15 protein-coding genes are annotated in these 16,159 nt (G+C 69.8%); 3 read left to right on the top strand and 12 right to left on the bottom strand.

Annotated features, from left to right (window positions below):
• Window positions 1–20: 20 nt before the first annotated feature.
• Window positions 21–2,642 carry an FtsX-like permease family protein gene (locus ACWV14_RS21050; protein WP_454903507.1) on the bottom strand — a complete coding sequence of 874 codons (2,622 nt, stop codon included), beginning with the start codon at window positions 2,640–2,642 and terminating at the stop codon, window positions 21–23.
• Window positions 2,643–2,723: 81 nt separating this feature from the next.
• Here ACWV14_RS21050 and ACWV14_RS21045 point away from each other — a divergent pair, with 81 nt between their 5' ends.
• On the top strand, window positions 2,724–4,160 hold the full coding sequence (locus ACWV14_RS21045) for a serine hydrolase domain-containing protein (RefSeq protein ID WP_454903506.1): 1,437 nt from the start codon (window positions 2,724–2,726) through the stop codon (window positions 4,158–4,160).
• Window positions 4,161–4,173: 13 nt separating this feature from the next.
• On the opposite strand, the gene ACWV14_RS21040 is transcribed toward ACWV14_RS21045, so the two are convergent.
• Genes ACWV14_RS21040 through ACWV14_RS21030 form a run of 3 tightly spaced genes read right to left on the bottom strand, consistent with a single transcriptional unit; the run spans window position 4,174 to window position 6,264 of the window.
• A complete protein-coding gene (locus ACWV14_RS21040) occupies window positions 4,174–5,076 on the bottom strand; it encodes an ADP-ribosylglycohydrolase family protein (protein WP_454903505.1) in 903 nt (300 codons plus the stop codon).
• The gene (locus ACWV14_RS21035) at window positions 5,073–5,633 is read right to left on the bottom strand and encodes an NADAR family protein (protein WP_454903503.1); all 561 of its coding nucleotides are present in this window, start codon (window positions 5,631–5,633) and stop codon (window positions 5,073–5,075) included. Before ACWV14_RS21035 ends, ACWV14_RS21040 begins: the two co-directional genes overlap by 4 nt.
• A gap of 13 nt (window positions 5,634–5,646) precedes the next feature.
• Window positions 5,647–6,264: a DUF4291 domain-containing protein gene (locus tag ACWV14_RS21030; protein ID WP_454903502.1), complete on the bottom strand. Its 618-nt coding sequence runs from the start codon at window positions 6,262–6,264 to the stop codon at window positions 5,647–5,649.
• 156 nt (window positions 6,265–6,420) lie between these two features.
• Here ACWV14_RS21030 and ACWV14_RS21025 point away from each other — a divergent pair, with 156 nt between their 5' ends.
• A complete protein-coding gene (locus ACWV14_RS21025; RefSeq protein WP_454906049.1) occupies window positions 6,421–7,077 on the top strand; it encodes an NUDIX hydrolase in 657 nt (218 codons plus the stop codon).
• A gap of 6 nt (window positions 7,078–7,083) precedes the next feature.
• Here the strand turns inward: ACWV14_RS21025 and ACWV14_RS21020 are convergent, their stop codons facing one another.
• The 5 genes from ACWV14_RS21020 to ACWV14_RS21000 form a co-directional block, all read right to left on the bottom strand.
• Window positions 7,084–8,316, bottom strand: a complete 1,233-nt coding sequence (locus ACWV14_RS21020) for an RNA polymerase sigma factor (protein ID WP_454906047.1) — start codon at window positions 8,314–8,316, stop codon at window positions 7,084–7,086.
• The gene (locus ACWV14_RS21015; RefSeq protein WP_454903501.1) at window positions 8,316–8,678 is read right to left on the bottom strand and encodes a YciI family protein; all 363 of its coding nucleotides are present in this window, start codon (window positions 8,676–8,678) and stop codon (window positions 8,316–8,318) included. The genes ACWV14_RS21020 and ACWV14_RS21015 overlap by 1 nt, the downstream gene beginning before the upstream one ends.
• Before the next feature lie 162 nt (window positions 8,679–8,840).
• Window positions 8,841–10,202, bottom strand: coding sequence for an NAD(P)H-dependent oxidoreductase (locus ACWV14_RS21010; RefSeq protein WP_454903500.1), 1,362 nt, complete (start codon window positions 10,200–10,202; stop codon window positions 8,841–8,843).
• Between the two features lie 4 nt (window positions 10,203–10,206).
• Window positions 10,207–11,082: a phytanoyl-CoA dioxygenase family protein gene (locus ACWV14_RS21005; protein WP_454903499.1), complete on the bottom strand. Its 876-nt coding sequence runs from the start codon at window positions 11,080–11,082 to the stop codon at window positions 10,207–10,209.
• Window positions 11,079–11,786, bottom strand: a complete 708-nt coding sequence (locus tag ACWV14_RS21000; RefSeq protein ID WP_454903498.1) for a GntR family transcriptional regulator — start codon at window positions 11,784–11,786, stop codon at window positions 11,079–11,081. Before ACWV14_RS21000 ends, ACWV14_RS21005 begins: the two co-directional genes overlap by 4 nt.
• A 117-nt stretch (window positions 11,787–11,903) precedes the next feature.
• Here ACWV14_RS21000 and ACWV14_RS20995 point away from each other — a divergent pair, with 117 nt between their 5' ends.
• Window positions 11,904–12,869, top strand: a complete 966-nt coding sequence (locus ACWV14_RS20995) for a threo-3-hydroxy-L-aspartate ammonia-lyase (RefSeq protein ID WP_454903497.1) — start codon at window positions 11,904–11,906, stop codon at window positions 12,867–12,869.
• Window positions 12,870–12,873: 4 nt separating this feature from the next.
• Here the strand turns inward: ACWV14_RS20995 and ACWV14_RS20990 are convergent, their stop codons facing one another.
• From ACWV14_RS20990 to miaA, 3 genes are all read right to left on the bottom strand, one after another.
• The gene (locus tag ACWV14_RS20990) at window positions 12,874–14,211 is read right to left on the bottom strand and encodes a TIGR03118 family protein (RefSeq protein ID WP_454903496.1); all 1,338 of its coding nucleotides are present in this window, start codon (window positions 14,209–14,211) and stop codon (window positions 12,874–12,876) included.
• A gap of 226 nt (window positions 14,212–14,437) precedes the next feature.
• Entirely contained in the window at window positions 14,438–15,088 is a 651-nt protein-coding gene (locus ACWV14_RS20985) for an ABC transporter ATP-binding protein (protein WP_454903494.1), read from the bottom strand.
• Window positions 15,085–16,131, bottom strand: a complete 1,047-nt coding sequence (gene miaA, locus ACWV14_RS20980) for a tRNA (adenosine(37)-N6)-dimethylallyltransferase MiaA (protein WP_454903492.1) — start codon at window positions 16,129–16,131, stop codon at window positions 15,085–15,087. Before miaA ends, ACWV14_RS20985 begins: the two co-directional genes overlap by 4 nt.
• Window positions 16,132–16,159: the final 28 nt, after the last annotated feature.

Raw genomic sequence — 16,159 nt, 5'->3', positions numbered from 1 at the left:
GAGCGGGCCGGCCCCGCCGTCTACCAGTCTTCCTTCACCGCCAGCACCACGTCCCGCCCGGCGGCGGCCCGCCCCGCGAGCCACGCGGTTACGGTGCCCGCCACCACCACCGCGCCGCACAACCCCAGCAGCCGCAGCCACGGCACCAGCAGATCCATGCTCCAGTGGAAGCTCTGCGGGTTCACCACCTTCACCAGCACCACCGACACCGCCAGTCCCAGGCCCAGCCCGGCGACGGCGCCGATGGCAGTCCACGCGGCGCCTTCGCCCGCCACCACCGCCAGCACCTGCCGCCGCGTGAAGCCCAGGTGCGCGAGCAGGCCGAATTCCTTGCGCCGCGCCAGCACCTGCGCGCTGAAGCTGGCGGCAATGCCGAACAGGCCGATGGCGATGGCCACTGCCTGCAGCCAGTAGGTCACGGCAAAACTGCGGTCGAAGATGCGAAGAGAGGTCGTGCGGATCTGGCCCACCGACGCAATCTCCACCGATTCGGCGGAGCCGCCGTCCTGGCGCGCCGCCAACTGGCGCACCTGCGTCTGCACCGCGCCTTCGGACGCGCCGGGCGCGAGCCACAGCGCCACGTCGCTCACGTTGCGCTCGCCGGTGATGCGCTCGTAGTCGCGTGCGTCCATCGTGATGGCGCCGAACTGGCGGGCATAGTCGCGCCACACGCCGGCCACGAAGAACGCCTGCGGTTTCCCTTGCGCATTCGTCCCCGGGCTCACTGCCGGGCTCATGGCGGCCGAGAGCGGCCCGAACAACGTGCCCGGCTTGGCGCCATACAGCTCGACCATCGGCTCGCTCACGTAGATGCCGACCTGCCCCTCAGGCACCGGCAGCGCGGTGCCCACCAGCGGCAGCGACTGGGTGGCCCCGCCTTCGAGGCTGCGCGCGATCAGCGTGACGGCGGGCCGTGTGGCATCGAGCTGCAGCGTCTGCGTGCGCAGCGTGCCGGTGCGCGCCACGCCGGGCAACTGCGCCAGCGACTGTACGAAAGCTGGCGGGAAGGTCGCGGTATCTGTGCTGTTGCCGTTGCCGGCGTTGCCGCCACGCCCGCCCGAGGTGGCCCGCACATACAGGTCGGCCGGCAGCACGACGTCGAGCCAGTGCGTGACGGAGTCGCGGAAGCTCGCGACCATCACGGTCAGCGCGACCGCCAGGCTCAGGCTCGCCACCACCCCGCTCACCGCCACGGCCGCGGTGCCGCGCATGCGGCGTGCGCGCTCGATGGCCAGCATCGGCAGCAGGCGCTGCGCGAACACCGGCGCAATGCGGTCGTACAGCAGCGCGATGAGCCAGGGCAGGGCGGTGATGCCGCCCACCAGCAGGCAGGCCACCGACAAATACGCCGCCACCGGAATACCGCCGATGGCCGGCACATTGGCCAGCACCGCGCCGAGCGCGATCAGCCCCAGCGCCAGCCAGTGGCTGTTGCCCCGCGTGGGTGCCGCGCCCAGGCCCTTGAGCGTCTGCGCCTCGGGCAGCGCCTGCGCCGCGCGCGCGGGCCACCAGCCGCCGACCAGCGCGGCCAGCACGCCCAGCCCGCCGTATAGCGCCGCGGCGCCGGTGCTCCAGTGCAGCTTGGGCGCGACGCCTTCGAAGTAGCCACCGCCCAGGTCCCCGCCGAGCACCCGCAGCGCGAAAGCCGCGAGCGCGGTGCCTAGCGCGAGCCCGGCCGCGCTGCCGATCAGGCCCAGCACCAGCGATTCGGCGAGCACCAGCCGCAGCCGTTCGCGCGGCGTGAGGCCCAGCACGCCGAGCAGCGCGAACTGCTGCGCGCGCTTGGCCACGCTGAGCGCCAGCACCGAGAACACGAGGAAGGCGCCGGTGAACAGCGCGACCAGCGCCAGCACCGTGAGGTTCACGCGGTAGGCGCGCGAGAGGTTGCTCACGCGCTCCGCCGCATCGCCCGGCTCCGCGAACTGCACGCCCGCCGGCCAGTCCGGCGATTGCCGCAGCGAGGCGATGAAGGCGGCCCGGTCGGTGCCGGGCGCGAGCCGCAGGTCGATGCGGCTCAACTGGCCGACCTGGCCGAACAGCTCCTGCGCGGCGGCGATGTCCATCACCGCGAGTGCCGTGCCGCCTGCGGCCACGTGGCCGGCCACGTCGAGCCGTTGCCACGCGTCGCCGCTGCGCAGTTGCACCGTCTCGGCCGTGCCGCCGGCCGCTTGCGGTGGCAGGCCCAGCGCGGTGCGGGCTGCATTGTTGAGGAACACATGGCCGGGCGCGAACAGCGCGAAGCGGTCGGCGCCGGCCGCGGCCTGCGGCATCAGCGCGGGCGCGATGGTCGGCAGCACAAGCGCGTCGATGCCGATCACGCGCATGGGCACCTGGCGCTCGCCGGCGGCCAGCGCCAGGCCCTGGAACTCCAGCACCGGGCTGGCGAGCGTGACCTGCGGGTGCTGCGCGATGCGCGCGAACACCGCCTCGTCGAAGCCGCCCTGCACGGCGCGCACCTCGAGGTCGGGCTGGCCGTTGACCGAACGCACCGCGCTGGAGAACTCGTCCAGCGCCGAGGCGTTGATCAGCTGCACCGAGAACGCCAGCGCCACGCCCAGCATCACCGCCAGCACGGCGGCCGCGTTGCGCCAGGGGTGGTGGCGGAGTTCCTGCCAGGAGAAGGTCGTGAGCAATGCGCGCATGCGCCGATTGTCGCGGCGCGCACGTTGTTACACAGGCGTGGCACGATGGCACCTCTTCGACGACGCCTGAGGAATCCCACGATGCGGCTCCTGCCCCGCGCCATGACCCGCGCTATTTCCCGCCGCTGGCTCGCGGCCTGGCTCCTCGCACCGCTGCTGGCCGGCACTGCCGCCGCGCAACTGCAGCCGCTGACCCTGGCCAGCGACCCGGCCTTCATCGCCAGGGCCGCGCTCGGCGCGGAGCGCGGCACCCTGGTGGTCGGCACGCTGCGCAACGGCAAGCCCGCCTACGGCGCGGCCTACAACCCCGAGCCGCCGTCGCCGCCGCGCCCCATCGAGCCCAACAGCGCGGAGCAGCCGATGTTCGAGATCGGCTCCGTCACCAAGGTCTTCACCGGCCTGCTGCTGGCGCAGGCGGTGGAGCGCGGCGACCTCAAGCTCGACGACAGCGTGGGCAAGCTGCTCGCGGGCAAGGTCGAGGGGCTGTCGCCCGCCGTGGCCTCGGTCACGCTGCGCCAGTTGGTCACGCACACCGGCTGCATGCCAGTGATGGCCGACGGCGTGGGCGGCGGCGCGCCGCTGGCGGAGCAGTTCCGCAGCTTCGACAAGCCGATGTTCTGGGCCGCGCTCACGCGCATCAAGCTCACGGCCGCGGCGCCGCCGTGCGAGGGCGCGTACAGCAACTTTGGCATGGCGCTGCTCGGCCAGTTGCTGGCGGAGCACTACGGAACCTCGTGGGGCGAACTGGTGCGCGCGCGCATCACCGAGCCGCTGGGCATGAACGACACCGTCATCACGCTCGGCGACAAGGCTTCGCGCATGGCCCCGGCCTTTGCCGGCGACCGCCGCCAGCCGCTGTTCGACATGCAGGCCTATGCGCCGGCCAGCGCGCTGCGCTCCACCGCCGCCGACATGATGACCTTCAGCCGAGCCATCATCGCGGGCGCCGGCGGCCCGCTGGGGCCGGCCGCCGCGCGCATGCTCACGCCACTGGCGCATTACGAAGGCGCCGAGATCGGCTACGCGGTGATGGTGCGCGGCCCCGAGGGAGGCCGCCGCACCTACTGGCACGCTGGCCTCACCGAGGGATACCGCACGCTCTGGCTGATCGCACCCGACACCAACGAGGCGATCGTCGTGCTCGGCAGCAACGCGCGCGCGCCGCTGCAGCCGGTGATGCTGGCCATCGGCAAGAGCCGCTACCCGGTGCCGACGACCGAGGTGCCGCTCGACCCGCAGCGGCTGGACGACTACAAGGGCGAGTTCCGCATCACCAGGACCAAGGCGCTGAGCTTCACCGTGCGTGGCTCGAAGCTGCTGGTGCGCGAGACCGGGCGCGGCTACAACGCACTGACGCCAACGGGCACTGACCGCTTTGCCGTGGTGGGCATCGGCGCGCAGTTCGTGTTCCGGCGCGACGCGGCGAATTCGGTGGTCGCCGTGTCGCTGACGCAAGGGGGCAGTCAGCTCGATGCGCGGCGCGAGGGCGCTGCGGCGGCGGTTCCCTTGCAGCAGTGAGCGTGCGGGGAGTTCAGCCGGCCAGCGCCAGAAGCCGGTCCGCCATCTGCTCGATCTCTTCGCGCATCACCAGCGGCCGGAGCCAGTCCGCCGGAATAGCGCCAGCGCCATAGAAGGCGCCTGCCAGCTGGCCGCAGATCGCCGCGGTGGTGTCGGCATCGTCGCCCAGGTTGGTGGCGGCGAGCACGGCTTCCTCGAACGACCGCGTGTGCGCGAAGCACCAGAGCGCCGCTTCTAGCGACTCGACGCAGTAGCCCGATCCCTTGATGCGCTCGATGGGCTTCGATGCGTAGTCGCCGCGCGCCAGCGCCGCGACCTTTTCGCTCATGGGCGCCAGCGGGGCGGCCGCGAGAATCGCTTCCTTGCTTTCACCGCGCAATGCCGAGCGCAACTGCAGCGCGAAGAGCTGCGAGCATTCGATGGCCTCCTGGGCGCCGTGCGTGGTGCGCGTGCTTTCTCCGGCCTGCTTCCAGGTGGCCTGCGCGCTGGCCGCGTAGAACATCGGCACCGGCGCTAGCCGCATCAAGGCGCCGTTGCCGGCCGTGCGCGGATCGGGGTCGCCCGCGAACGGATCGCCGGACGCGAGATAGCGGGTGAGAGCGCCCGACACCGTGAGGCCGATGTCGAAGCAGTTGCCGGTGCTGCTCATGTAGCCCACGCTGCGCCAGTTGCAATAGCGGTTCATCTGGTCGACAGCGTCGAAGCCCTTGCAGTGGATCAGGCTCGCGGCCAGGCACAGCGCCATCGAGGTGTCGTCGGTCCATTCGCCGGCAACAAGCCCGAACGGGCCGCCGCCCTGCATGCCGGTGACGGGCGTGAAGCTGCCGCGCGTGCGGAACTCGACCGTGGTGCCCACGGCGTCGCCGCAGGCCAGGCCGAGCAGGCAGCCGCGGTAGCGGTCGATGCCGTTGTTCATTGCGCCTGCCTCAGCGCGTCGCGCGCGGCCATCAAGGCAAAGCCCAGCAGGTTGAGGCCCTTCCATTCGCGCGGGTCTTGCGCCGCGGGGTCGGTCGCGGCGCGGCCGATGCCCCAGATGGGATCGACCGGGCTGGCTTCCACCAGCACCTGATGGCCCGTGCCCAGCAGGAAGGCACCGAGCGCCGGGTTCTGCGCGAACTTCGCGATGTTGCCGCGCGTCACGATGTCCAGCCGAGCGGCCACCCATGCGGCCTCGTCGAAATTGCGGATCTCGCGGCCCAGCTTCTTGGCTTCGGCGGGCGTGCGGGCCGCGAGGATGCGTTCGCAGGTTTCGGCGTCGTCGAAGAGGCGCGCCTTGCCGGCCATCATGAAGTGCTCGGCGGTGCGATAGCGGACACCGTCGACGGTGAATTCCGCCTCGAACCACTGGCTGAAGCAGCTCTTGTTGACGCCGCTCTTCGGCGCCTGGTGGCCCCAGAACAGAAGGTATTCAGGGCGGTGGCCCTGTGCGAAGTACGCGGGCAGGTCCCGGGTGCTGCGGGGTGTCGTGGTCATTTTTCTTTTCTCCTCAGGCGCCGACGACGAGCGGATGCTCCACCGGCAGTTGCAGGTCGGGGTTGTCGTTTTGCGCCAGGGGGCGCTGCGCGTCCACGAAGGGGCGCATGTCGATGACTTCCAGCAGTTCATCGCTCGCGAACGCGGCCAGCGTGCGGCCTCGCAAGCCCAACTGGATCGCGCGGCGCTCCAGCTTGTGGCCGCTGGGTGAGTGATCGGGGTCCCATTGCAGGCGCACTTCGGACCGGCCGACGGCCTCCTGCCATGCCTCGCGGCTCGGGTAGCGCGCATCGAAGGTCGACGGCACCGCCTCGCGCACCACGCGCTCGAAGAACGCGCGGCGCAGCCTCAGGCCGAGCGTGACCTCCTGGCCTTCCTTGGTGCCCCAGCCGCTGCGGTACATCATCCAGAGGAAGTTGGGCTTGATCCAGCTCATGCGCGAAAGGCTGAAGTCCGGGCCATCTAGCCGGCCATGCCGGATGGCGTATTCGCCGATGGCAGGGCGGTAGGCCTGGTAGACGATGACGGATTCGGCGTCGTGGTGGGCGAGGATGTGTTGCCCGCTCTGCGGCCAGCGCGCGCGCTGCGCGATGTGCCGCTCGGTGGGAAGGGGTGTGACAGCAGGGTTCATTTTTTCTCTTCTTCTTTTTGAGTTGCTCTGTGCAACTAATTGAGGGTTGTATAGTACAACTAACAGATCCGGCGTCAAGCCTTTCCCGTGAACACACCCAAGCCGAACTTCCCGCCGCTGACTTTTCCCCGCCCGCTGGTCACTGTCGACGTGGTGATGTTCACCGTGCTCGGCGATGCCCTGCAGGTCTTGCTGGTGAAGCGGCCAGCCGACAGCGACGAGCCCTTCCCCGGCAAGTGGGCGCTGCCTGGCGGCTTCGTGAACATCGACGAAGACGCCACGCTGCTCGACTGCGCCCTGCGCAAGCTGCGCGAGAAAACCGGTGTGATCACACCCTACCTCGAACAGCTCGGCAGCTGGGGCGGGGCGCAGCGCGACCCGCGGGGCTGGTCGGCCACGCACTGCTTCTATGCGCTGGTTCCGGCGCAGGCAATGCAATTGCGCAGCGGCGCCAACGCGGCGGAGGTGACGTGGTTCGAGGTCGATGCCGCCTCGCGCAAGCGGCTGGCCTTCGATCACGGCGAGCTGCTCGGGGCGGCAATCGCCCGGTTGCGCAGCAAGGTCGAATACACCTCGCTGCCGGCCTTCCTGCTCGAAGAGCCTTTCACGCTGCCGGCGCTGCAGCACGTCTACGAAGTGGTGCTGGGCCGCGACGTCGACAAGAGCGCGTTCCGCAAGCGCATGCTCGACGGCGGGTTCATGGAAGAGGCCGGCATGGTCACCGGCAGCCTCGGGCGGCCGGCCATGAGCTACCGGCTGCGCGATCGTTCGCAGGCGGCATTGTTTCCGCGCACCTTCAACAGCACGAAGTAGGGCCGCTCAGAGCCGCTGCGACATCGCATTGAGATAAGCCCGCACCACCGCGCTGGTGCTCAGGCCGATGGCCCGGTCGTATGCCTGCCGCGCCGCCGCGCGTGCGCCGCCGGCAGCCAGCAGATGGGCACGCGCGGCCCAGAACGGCTGGTAGTTGGTGACATCCGCCGCGGGGATCGCATCGAGCGCCTGCAGGCCCGTCTCCGGTCCGCGTGCATTGGCCAGCGCGCAGGCGAGGCTGACCTGCGCGCCGATGCTGGGGCGCAATGCCAGCAGGCCCTGGTACAGCGACACCAGGGTTTCGGGCGGCACGGGCGCACCGGCGCGGCGTTCGCAATGCGCCGACTGGATGGCCGCCTCCAGCTGGTAGGCGCCCAGCGACTGCATCGACGAAGCGTGCCGCAGGTGGTGCTCGGCCTCGGCCAGCAATTGGTGATTCCAGCGCGTGATGTCCTGCTGGTCGAGCGGCACGTACGCGCCTGCATCGTTGCGGCGTGCGGCGGTGCGTGCTTCGCAGAACAGCATGAGCGCGAGCAGGCCCAGCGGCTCGGGTTCGCGCGGCATCAGGTTGCACAGGATGCGGGCCAGGTCGATGGCCTCGGCCGTGAGGTTGCGCGGAATGGCATCGGCGCCGTCCACGTCGTCCCAGCCTGTGCCGTAGGCGGCGTAGATGCCGTCGAGCACGTCCTGCAGCCGCTGCGGCAGTTCGCGCGCCTGCGGGTATTCGAAGGAAATGCCGGCGGCGCGGATTCGCGCCTTGGCGCGCACCAGCCGCTGGCCGAGCGTCGAGGGCGAGGTAAGGAAGGCGCTGGCCATGCGCGCCGCGTCCAGGCCGAGCACGGTCTGGAGCATCAGCGGAGCGCGTGCCGGCGCGTCGATGGCCGGGTGCGCGCAGACGAAGAGCAGGCGCAGCCGCTCGTCGGGCACGGCCGCGCCGTCGGTGGCGCTGTCGTCGATCTCGCCCGCCAGCAGCATCAGCGCCTGCGTGGCCTCGTCCTGCACGCGGGTGTGGCGCCAGGCGTCGAGCTTGCGGTGCCGCGCGACGCTCAGCAGCCAGGCATCGGGCCGGGCCGGGATGCCGTCGGCCGGCCAGCGTTCGAGCGCCCGGGCAAAGGCATCTGCCAGAGCGTCTTCCGACGCGGCGATGTCGTGCGTGCGGGCCGACAGGATGGCCAGCAGCCGCCCGTACGAATCCCGCGCCGCCCGTTCGGCGGCCTGGTGAGCCACCGGGCTGTTCATCATGCGGAGACGGCAGTGGCCATGAACACCGGCCTCACTTCGACGCCGCCGCTGGTCGCGCACGGTGCGCGCGCCGCCCATTCGAGCGCCGCGTCGAGGTCGGGCACGTCGATCACGAAGTAGCCGCCGAGCTGCTCCTTGGTGTCTGCGAAGGGGCCGTCCTGCACCTGGCGCTTGTCGCCGCGCACGCGCAGGGTGGTGCCGGTCATGGGCGGGAACAGGCCGTGGCCGCCGAGCGAGATGCCGGCCTCGCGCACCGCGTCGGCATAGGCGACCCAACTGGCGCGGTAGGCCTGGGAGGAGGCGTCGTTGCGTTGTTCGAATTCGGCCGCGGGTTGGTAGAACATCAACATGTATTGCATGGTGTCTCTCCGTCATGGAAAAGCTTGCAGAGCAGGATCGCTCACCACAATGACGGCCCGCGTGCGGCCATTTCGACACGCCGTTGCGCGTCGGGGCGAATATTTTTTCCGTTATGGCGCGCGGGTGCAATGCATCATTTCGCATTCACCCGCGGTTCGCGCTCACGCCACCCGCGCTTCCATCGCCGGTGCGAACATGCCTTCCATTTCGCCGCGAAGCTTGTACGCAGCGGTCGAAGTGTCGATGGCCACGTCGGCCCAGCTCAGGCTCTGGCCCTTCTTCACCGGCCGCAACAGGCGGATGCCGTGCGCCAGCCCCAGCGGCAGGCCGCCCATGCGCAGCGAGCGGTCGGCCGGCAGCAGCTTGCCCCAGACCGTGTAGCCGCCTTCACCGTCGAGCACCTCGCCCACCGCGAGGTCGCGCTTGGCGGTGGCCACCACGTCGGCGTTCCAGCAGGTGGCCGCGCCGGTGGGCTCGCCGCGCAACGCCACGCTTGCCACCGACATGCCCACCTCCAGGCCGATCAGGTGCCAGCGCTTGTACAGCGTGAAGTAGCGCCCGCTCGGGTCGGTGTGGGCGTTGTACTCCTCGAAGCAGTTCTTGATGTACTCGGTCTCGGCCTCGACCGTGACCCACACGCCCATGCGGATGTCGTAGGGAATCTTCCGCCCGTCGGCTTCGAGCGAGGAGACCACCTCCACCATGCCCTTGCGCTCGAGCACGCCGCCTTCGCTCCTGGGGCGCGTGACGAAGGGAATGTCTTCCACGCTCGCGGGCGGATAGAGCAGGCCGTCCGACGGCACGGTGAGCCCGGTGGCGTTGGCCACCGCCGAGCTTTCTATGGACGGCTTGGAGCCGTCCAGAAAGCTGTTGAACATCTTCGGATTGAGCCCGCCGCGCTTCGCCTGCTCGGGCGTGAGGCCGTAGTTGCCCCACACCGTCTCGGGTGTCGATTCGGTGAAGTGCGGCAGCCACTTGTGGCCGCGCCCGGCTGCCACCACCGGAAAGCCGCAGGTGCGGGCCCAGTCGACCAGGTCGCAGATCAGCGCCGGCTGGTCGCCGAAGGCCAGCGAATAGACCACGCCGGCCTGCTGCGCCCTGTGCGCGAGCAGCGGGCCGCAGAAAGCGTCGGCCTCCACGGTCACGTTCACCACGTGCTTGCCGTGCGCGAAGGCGTCCAGGCAGTGGTCGACTGCGGCGATGGGGTTGCCCGTGCACTCGACCACGATGTCGATGGACGGTTCGCGCGTCACGGCTTTCCAGTCGTCGGTGATCCAGGTGGTGCCGTTTTTCAGCGCTTCTTGTACGGATGAGGCCGCAGCACGTTCGCGCTGCCAGCCCACGCGCTCCAGGTTGACGCGGGCCGCGTCCGGCGAAAGGTCGGCAATCGCCACCAGTTGCACGCCGGGCGTGCGCGGAATCTGCGCGAGGTACATGGCGCCGAACTTGCCGGCGCCGATCAGGCCGATGCGCACGGGGCGGCCTTCGGCGGCGCGCTGCCGCAGGCGTTTGTGCAGGCTCATGGGGTCAGGCCTCCGCGGTGTCGAGCACGTCGAGCGAGGTGCGCAGCGCGCTCTCGGGCAGGCCGTTCTTCCATGGCACCTCCACCGGATAGGGCTTCAACAGGCAGTCGTCGGGCAGCATCTCGATGGGCGTGAAGTCGCGGTGCGCGATGTACTCGGGCCGCTTGTGGCGCCGGATGTGGTTGCTGACAGCGCACAGGCTCAGGTACACCGCCACGCGGTTGAAGGGCGAAAGATTGCTGCCCGAGGCATGCACCAGGCAACTGTGGAAAAGAATCATCGAGCCCGCCGGCCCCTTGGGCGAGACGATGCCGCCGTGCTTGCCGCCGGCACGGTCGACCAGCTGGCGGATCAGGTCGTTGTCGACCGTCCACAGCGGGTAGCTGGTGGTGGTCAGGTCATGCCTGGCATCGACCACGCCCTTGCGGTGGCTGCCAGGAATGAACATCAGCGGGCCGTTGTGCTCGTTCACGTCGTCCAGGAAGATCGCGACGTTCATCGCGCGCTCGGTGGGCATCAGGTCGTCGTTGAGCCAGGTGCCGTAGTCCTGGTGCCACTGCCACACGTCGCCTTCGAAGGCCATCTTGCCGTTGATCTTGAATTGGTGCATGTAGACCTCTTCCTCGAAGAGGTCGGTCACCGGGCCCACCATGCGCGGGTGGCGCGCCAGCCGCGCGAACGGCTCGCTGATGAGGTGCGCGGCGAAGTTCGTGCGAACCGCGTCTGAGCCTTTCTCGCGCACGTTGAAGGCCTCGCGCCGGTCGTAGAGGTCCGGCACCGCGTCGGTCAGCGCCTTCGTCTCTTCGGCCGAGAAATGGCCAGGGAAGAACAGATAGCCGTCGCGCTCGAACTGCGCGCGTTGCTCCGGGGTCAGCTTCATGCCTTGTCTCCTTTTCTTGTCGGTGGGGTCATGGATGCGGCGCGCGCCAGTTGCTGCGCGAGCCGCTCGCTCAGTGCCTCGCTGGCCCGCGAGACGTGTTCCTCGCTCAGGCGCGCCGCGCGCTCCGCGTTGCCGGCCGCGATGGCGGCGGCAATCGCCTCGTGCTCGTCCCAGAGCGATTCGCGCTGCGGCTCGGCCTGCAGCACCGCGCCCATTGCGCGGCGCAGGTGACGCCAGTGCGGGTCGGCGCTCTGGCCGATCAACGGGTTGCCCGAAGCCTCGTAGATGGCTCGGTGGAAGGCCACGTCGGCATCGAGCATGGCTTCCACATTGCGCCCGCGCGCGGCGCGGCGGCCACGCTCGATGAGCTTGGGGTCGATGCGAAAGCGCTGCTGCGCCGCGAGCCGCGCGGCCAGCGCATCGAGCGCGCCGCGCACCTGGTAGACCTTGCGCATCGCCTCGGCCTCCAGCGGCGCGACCAGCACGCCCCGGCCCGGCGCGTCGAGCACGAAGCCATCTTTCTTGAGCAGCCGCAGCGCCTGCAGCACCGGCTGGCGCGAGACCGACAGGCGCTGAGCGATGTCTTCCTGCGTGATGCGCTCGCCCGGCGCGAGCGTGCCGCTGCTGATGGCGCCGAGCAGGGCGCGGTAGACCTGGTCGACGAGGTCGGGGGCGGCTTCGATGCTGACGAGCTGGGCTGGCATGGACGGTCTCCGGGTCTGAACTCTGTATACAGAGTACAAACTTCGGGGCGTCCGCGCATCCCGGGTTTTTACTCATCGGGGCTGCAAAAGATTGCAAGCCGCCGCTAAGCTCGGCGCATGCAACTACCTACCTACGACGACGTCATCGCCGCTGCCGCGCGGCTCGAGGGCCATGCCCATCGCACACCGGTGCTGCGCTCGACCACCGCCGACGAGCGCTGGGGCGCCAGCTTCTTCTTCAAGTGCGAGAACTTCCAGCGCATGGGTGCCTTCAAGTTCCGCGGCGCTTTCAACGCGCTGTCCAGGTTCGACGCTGCGCAGCGCAAGGGCGGCGTGATCGCCTTTTCTTCGGGCAACCATGCGCAGGCCATCGCGCTGTCGGCCCGCCTGCTGTCGATGCCCGCCGTGATCGTGATGCCCAAGGACGCGCCCGCCGCCAAGGTCGCGGCCACGCAGGGCTACGGCGCGGAAGTCGTGATGTACGACCGCTTCACCGAAGACCGCGAGGCGCTGACCAGGCGGCTCGCGCAGGAGCGCGGCATGACCATGATTCCGCCCTATGACCACCCGGACGTGCTCACCGGGCAGGGCACGGCGGTGAAGGAGCTCATCGAGGAGACCGGCCCGCTCGACCATCTGTTCGTGTGCCTCGGCGGCGGCGGGCTGCTGTCGGGCTCCGCGCTGTCGGCGCGCGCGCTGTCGCCCCGGTGCAAGGTCTACGGCGTCGAGCCCGAGGCAGGCAACGACGGCCAGCAGTCGTTCCGCGCGGGCAAGATCGTGCACATCGAGACGCCCAAGACCATCGCCGACGGCGCGCAGACCCAGCACCTGGGCGAGTACACCTTCGGCATCATCCGCCGCGACGTGGACGACATCTTCACCGTGACCGACGCGCAGCTCGTCGACGCCATGCGCTTCTTCGCCGAGCGCATGAAGATGGTGGTGGAGCCGACCGGCTGCCTCGCCTTTGCGGGCGCCATTGCGGCGGGCAAGGCCATCGCCGGCCAGCGCGTGGGCATCGTGATCAGCGGGGGCAACGTCGACCTGTCGCGCTACGCGGCGTTGCTCGCCCCGCAGTCATAAGGCCTCAGGCGGCGCGCAGCGAGCCGAAGAGCCCTTCGGTTTCGTCCTGCGGGCCGGCCGCGAAGTACAGCGCGTTGCTGTCGCCCAGCGCCACGCCGTTGCCGAACTGCAGGCCCCAGAGGCCGGCGATGGCGACCGGCTTGTCCTGTGCGTCGCGCAGGTCGTCCACATACTGCCCGCTGCCCAGGTCGAAGGCGCATATGCGGCCCGCACCGCCGAAGTTGCCGACCAGCAGCCGGCCCGACAACGCACCGAAGTCGGCCGGCGCGATGGCCACGCCCCAAGGGGCGTTGAGCCGGTCGTCGTCCGCGTAGATGCGCAGCAGGCGGCCGTCAAGATCGAACTCGGCCAGCTTGCCCCGCGCGGGCCGGTTGCCCGTGGCGGCTTCGGCTGCGGCATCCAGGGCATCTTCCTCGCCGGCGTGAAAGGCATTGGCCTGGGCCGGGTCTGCCTGGCTCAGGGCATACAGCACGAACACCCGGTCCCGGGTTCCGTCGTTCACCACCTGGATGTTGAACGGCACAGGGTCGCCAGGCCGCGCCATGCCCGCCGGTCCGCTCGCGAAGGGATTGGCGAAGCCCTGCGTGGGCACCGGTTGCCACTGTGCATCGAGCGTGCGTATTTGCGGCTGCGCGCCGAAGTCGGCCAGCCACAGGCGGTCCCATCGGCCGGTGTGGATGGCGGCGCCGAAGAAGGCCATGCCCTGATCCGCGCCGTTGAAGACTTCCACGGCTGGGCCGTCGACGCGCACGATGGCACCACTGTCCGCATCGCGCTCGGTCCAGGCGCTCACGCTGCCGCTGTCAGTGACGAAGATGAAGCGCGCCGAGCCATCGAGCATGCGCGTGCCAGCCGGCTGGCCTTGCACCCGGAACAGGTTCGAGCTCAGGGCCGCGCCGTTGAATACGACGCCTGTAACCTTGCCGAGGCTGTCATCGCCCGTGCCGGCGTCGGCGGCCGACACGGTCACCTCGCGCAGGCCATCCTGTTGCAGCGTGCGCAATGCCGGGTCGGTGGAACGCGTCACGTCGCCCAGGTACTGCCAGGAGATGCCGCCGCCGCCGATCCAGAAATGGCCGCCGGCACCGGCCGGGCGAATGGCGATGCCCCAGCCGTTGATGAATTCCGGCTCCGTGAAGCGGGCGCCGTAGCGCGTGTGGCTGGCCAGCAGATTGGCTTGGCGGTATCGGTTGATGGCTGTGGCGGCGCCGCTGCTGCCGGCACAGGCGATTGGCACCGATGAGCACTGGCTGAAAGCGGTGTCGCCGCTTCCGCCGCCGCCACAGGCGACCAGCGCGGATGAAGCGAGTGTGCCTAGAACGAAGTTTCTTCTGTCGAGCATGGATGATCCCCCTGATTGCGTTGCAAAGCCGTTTTTGAGTTGGCTGGGCACGCGGGACCACCATGCCTTTGAAGCAGATGAACTGCAGGCGTCGGTGTGTTCGCAGATGGCCTGGCTACGGGCCGCCGAATGCTATGAGAACCCGTCCTGGGGGCTCGGAAATCCGGCGCTGTTTCTGCCAACTTTTGCCGTACTCGGCGATGGCATTGAGCGCAGTCCGGAAATCTCAGGCAGCGATGCCGTCGGCGCGCAGATGCAGCAGGCGGTCTGCCCGGGCCGCCGCGCTCTCGGAGTGCGTGACCAGCACGAGCGACGCGCCGTGCTCGCGCGTCTGGCCGATCAGCAGTTCCATCACCTTGGCGGCGGTGGCCGGATCGAGGTTGCCGGTGGGCTCGTCGGCCAGCAGCAGGGCGGGGCGGTGCACCAGCGCGCGTGCGATGGCCACGCGCTGCAGCTGGCCGCCCGACAGCGTTTGCGGTAGCCGCGCGCCCATGCCGGGCAGTCCCACCGCTTCGAGCATCTGCGCCACGCGGCCGTCGTCGCGCTGCTGGCCCAGCAGCATCAGCGGCAGCGACACGTTCTGCGCCACGTCGAGATGCGGCAGCACGTGGAAGGCCTGGAACACGAAGCCCACGTGGCGACGGCGCCAGAGCGCGCAGGCTTCGCCGTCGAGCGCGCCGATGTCCGTGCCGTCGTGCGTGACCGTGCCCTGGTCCCAGCTGTCCAGGCCGGCCATGCAGTTGAGCAAGGTCGACTTGCCGACACCCGACTCACCCACGATGGCGACGAACTCGCCGGGCTCGACGGCGAGCGTCACGTTCTCGAAGACGGGCGATTCGCCGTAGTGCTTGCCGAGGTTTGAAATTCGCAGCGTCATCCGGGGCTCTTGGGGCTCATGGCCTTTGCAATCAGTTGAACGGCGTTCTGCACCGCGTAGGGCGCGTCGCAGGCAATCACGGTGCGCTGCGGCATGCTGCGCAGCCAGGTGACCTGCCGCTTGGCGAGCTGGCGCGTGGCGGCGATGCCGCGTTCGCGCAGGTCGGCCATGGACCGGGCGTCGGGCTGCGACGCGCCGCACGCGTCGAGCGTTTCCCACGCCTGGCGGTAGCCGACGCAGCGCATCGAGGGCAGGTCGGTCGACAGGTCGCCGCGTGTGCGCAGCGCCTTCACCTCGTCGAGGAAGCCGGCTGCCAGCATCGCGTCGAAGCGCTCGGCAATGCGCTTGTGCAGCCACGCGCGGTCGGCGGGTTCGAGCGAGAACAGAACGCCGCCTTCGACGGGCCTGGCTGTCTTGTTGTCGCTCGCATGAAAGCTCGACAGCGGCTGCCCGCTGCTTTCCCACACTTCGAGCGCGCGCTGAATGCGCTGGCTGTCCTGCGGTGCGAGCCGCGCGGCCGTGACCGGGTCGACCTGCGCGAGCCGCGCATGCATCGCGGGCCAGCCGAGCGTGGCCGCTTCGGCGTCGATGCGCGCGCGCACGGCGGCGTCGGCGGCGGGCATCGCGTCGATGCCGTCGAACAACGCCTTGAAATACAGCATGGTGCCACCCACCAGCAGCGGCATCGCGCCGCGCGCGCGGATCTCGCCAATGAGCCGCGTAGCGTCTGCCACGAAGGCGGCGGCACTGTAGCTTTCGCGCGGGTCGAGGATGTCGATCAGGTGGTGCGGTACGGCGGCGCGCTCTTCGGCGGTGGGCTTGGCGGTGCCTATATCCATGCCGCGGTAGACCAGCGCCGAATCGACGCTGACGATTTCCACGGGGCGGACCATCGACATGGCCAGCGCCACCGCGGTCTTGCCGGACGCGGTGGGGCCGGCGAGTGCGACATAGCGCGGTGAATCTGGAGGGGGCGCGGCGCCCGGCGAGGCCGGGGAGGCAGCCGCGTTGGCCGCGGCGGCCGGAGGGAAGCTGGGAGACATGATGCGCCGAGGGTAGCAAATGGCGCGG

Source organism: Variovorax durovernensis, from assembly GCF_977011995.1.
Note: the sequence above shows the minus strand (reverse complement) of the source record. Positions and strands in the feature narration are given on the sequence as shown.

What these genes read in the sequence shown, in the direction of transcription:
- ACWV14_RS21020 (WP_454906047.1), bottom strand. Translation starts at nt 8,316, where the DNA reads ATGAACAGCCCGGTGGCTCACCAGGCCGCCGAACGGGCGGCGCGGGAT.
- ACWV14_RS21050 (WP_454903507.1), bottom strand. Translation starts at nt 2,642, where the DNA reads ATGCGCGCATTGCTCACGACCTTCTCCTGGCAGGAACTCCGCCACCAC.
- ACWV14_RS20985 (WP_454903494.1), bottom strand. Translation starts at nt 15,088, where the DNA reads ATGACGCTGCGAATTTCAAACCTCGGCAAGCACTACGGCGAATCGCCC.
- ACWV14_RS21040 (WP_454903505.1), bottom strand. Translation starts at nt 5,076, where the DNA reads ATGAACAACGGCATCGACCGCTACCGCGGCTGCCTGCTCGGCCTGGCC.
- ACWV14_RS21035 (WP_454903503.1), bottom strand. Translation starts at nt 5,633, where the DNA reads ATGACCACGACACCCCGCAGCACCCGGGACCTGCCCGCGTACTTCGCA.
- ACWV14_RS21015 (WP_454903501.1), bottom strand. Translation starts at nt 8,678, where the DNA reads ATGCAATACATGTTGATGTTCTACCAACCCGCGGCCGAATTCGAACAA.
- ACWV14_RS21005 (WP_454903499.1), bottom strand. Translation starts at nt 11,082, where the DNA reads ATGAAGCTGACCCCGGAGCAACGCGCGCAGTTCGAGCGCGACGGCTAT.
- ACWV14_RS21045 (WP_454903506.1), top strand. Translation starts at nt 2,724, where the DNA reads ATGCGGCTCCTGCCCCGCGCCATGACCCGCGCTATTTCCCGCCGCTGG.
- ACWV14_RS21000 (WP_454903498.1), bottom strand. Translation starts at nt 11,786, where the DNA reads ATGCCAGCCCAGCTCGTCAGCATCGAAGCCGCCCCCGACCTCGTCGAC.
- ACWV14_RS21010 (WP_454903500.1), bottom strand. Translation starts at nt 10,202, where the DNA reads ATGAGCCTGCACAAACGCCTGCGGCAGCGCGCCGCCGAAGGCCGCCCC.
- ACWV14_RS20990 (WP_454903496.1), bottom strand. Translation starts at nt 14,211, where the DNA reads ATGCTCGACAGAAGAAACTTCGTTCTAGGCACACTCGCTTCATCCGCG.
- ACWV14_RS21025 (WP_454906049.1), top strand. Translation starts at nt 6,421, where the DNA reads ATGTTCACCGTGCTCGGCGATGCCCTGCAGGTCTTGCTGGTGAAGCGG.
- ACWV14_RS20995 (WP_454903497.1), top strand. Translation starts at nt 11,904, where the DNA reads ATGCAACTACCTACCTACGACGACGTCATCGCCGCTGCCGCGCGGCTC.
- miaA (WP_454903492.1), bottom strand. Translation starts at nt 16,131, where the DNA reads ATGTCTCCCAGCTTCCCTCCGGCCGCCGCGGCCAACGCGGCTGCCTCC.
- ACWV14_RS21030 (WP_454903502.1), bottom strand. Translation starts at nt 6,264, where the DNA reads ATGAACCCTGCTGTCACACCCCTTCCCACCGAGCGGCACATCGCGCAG.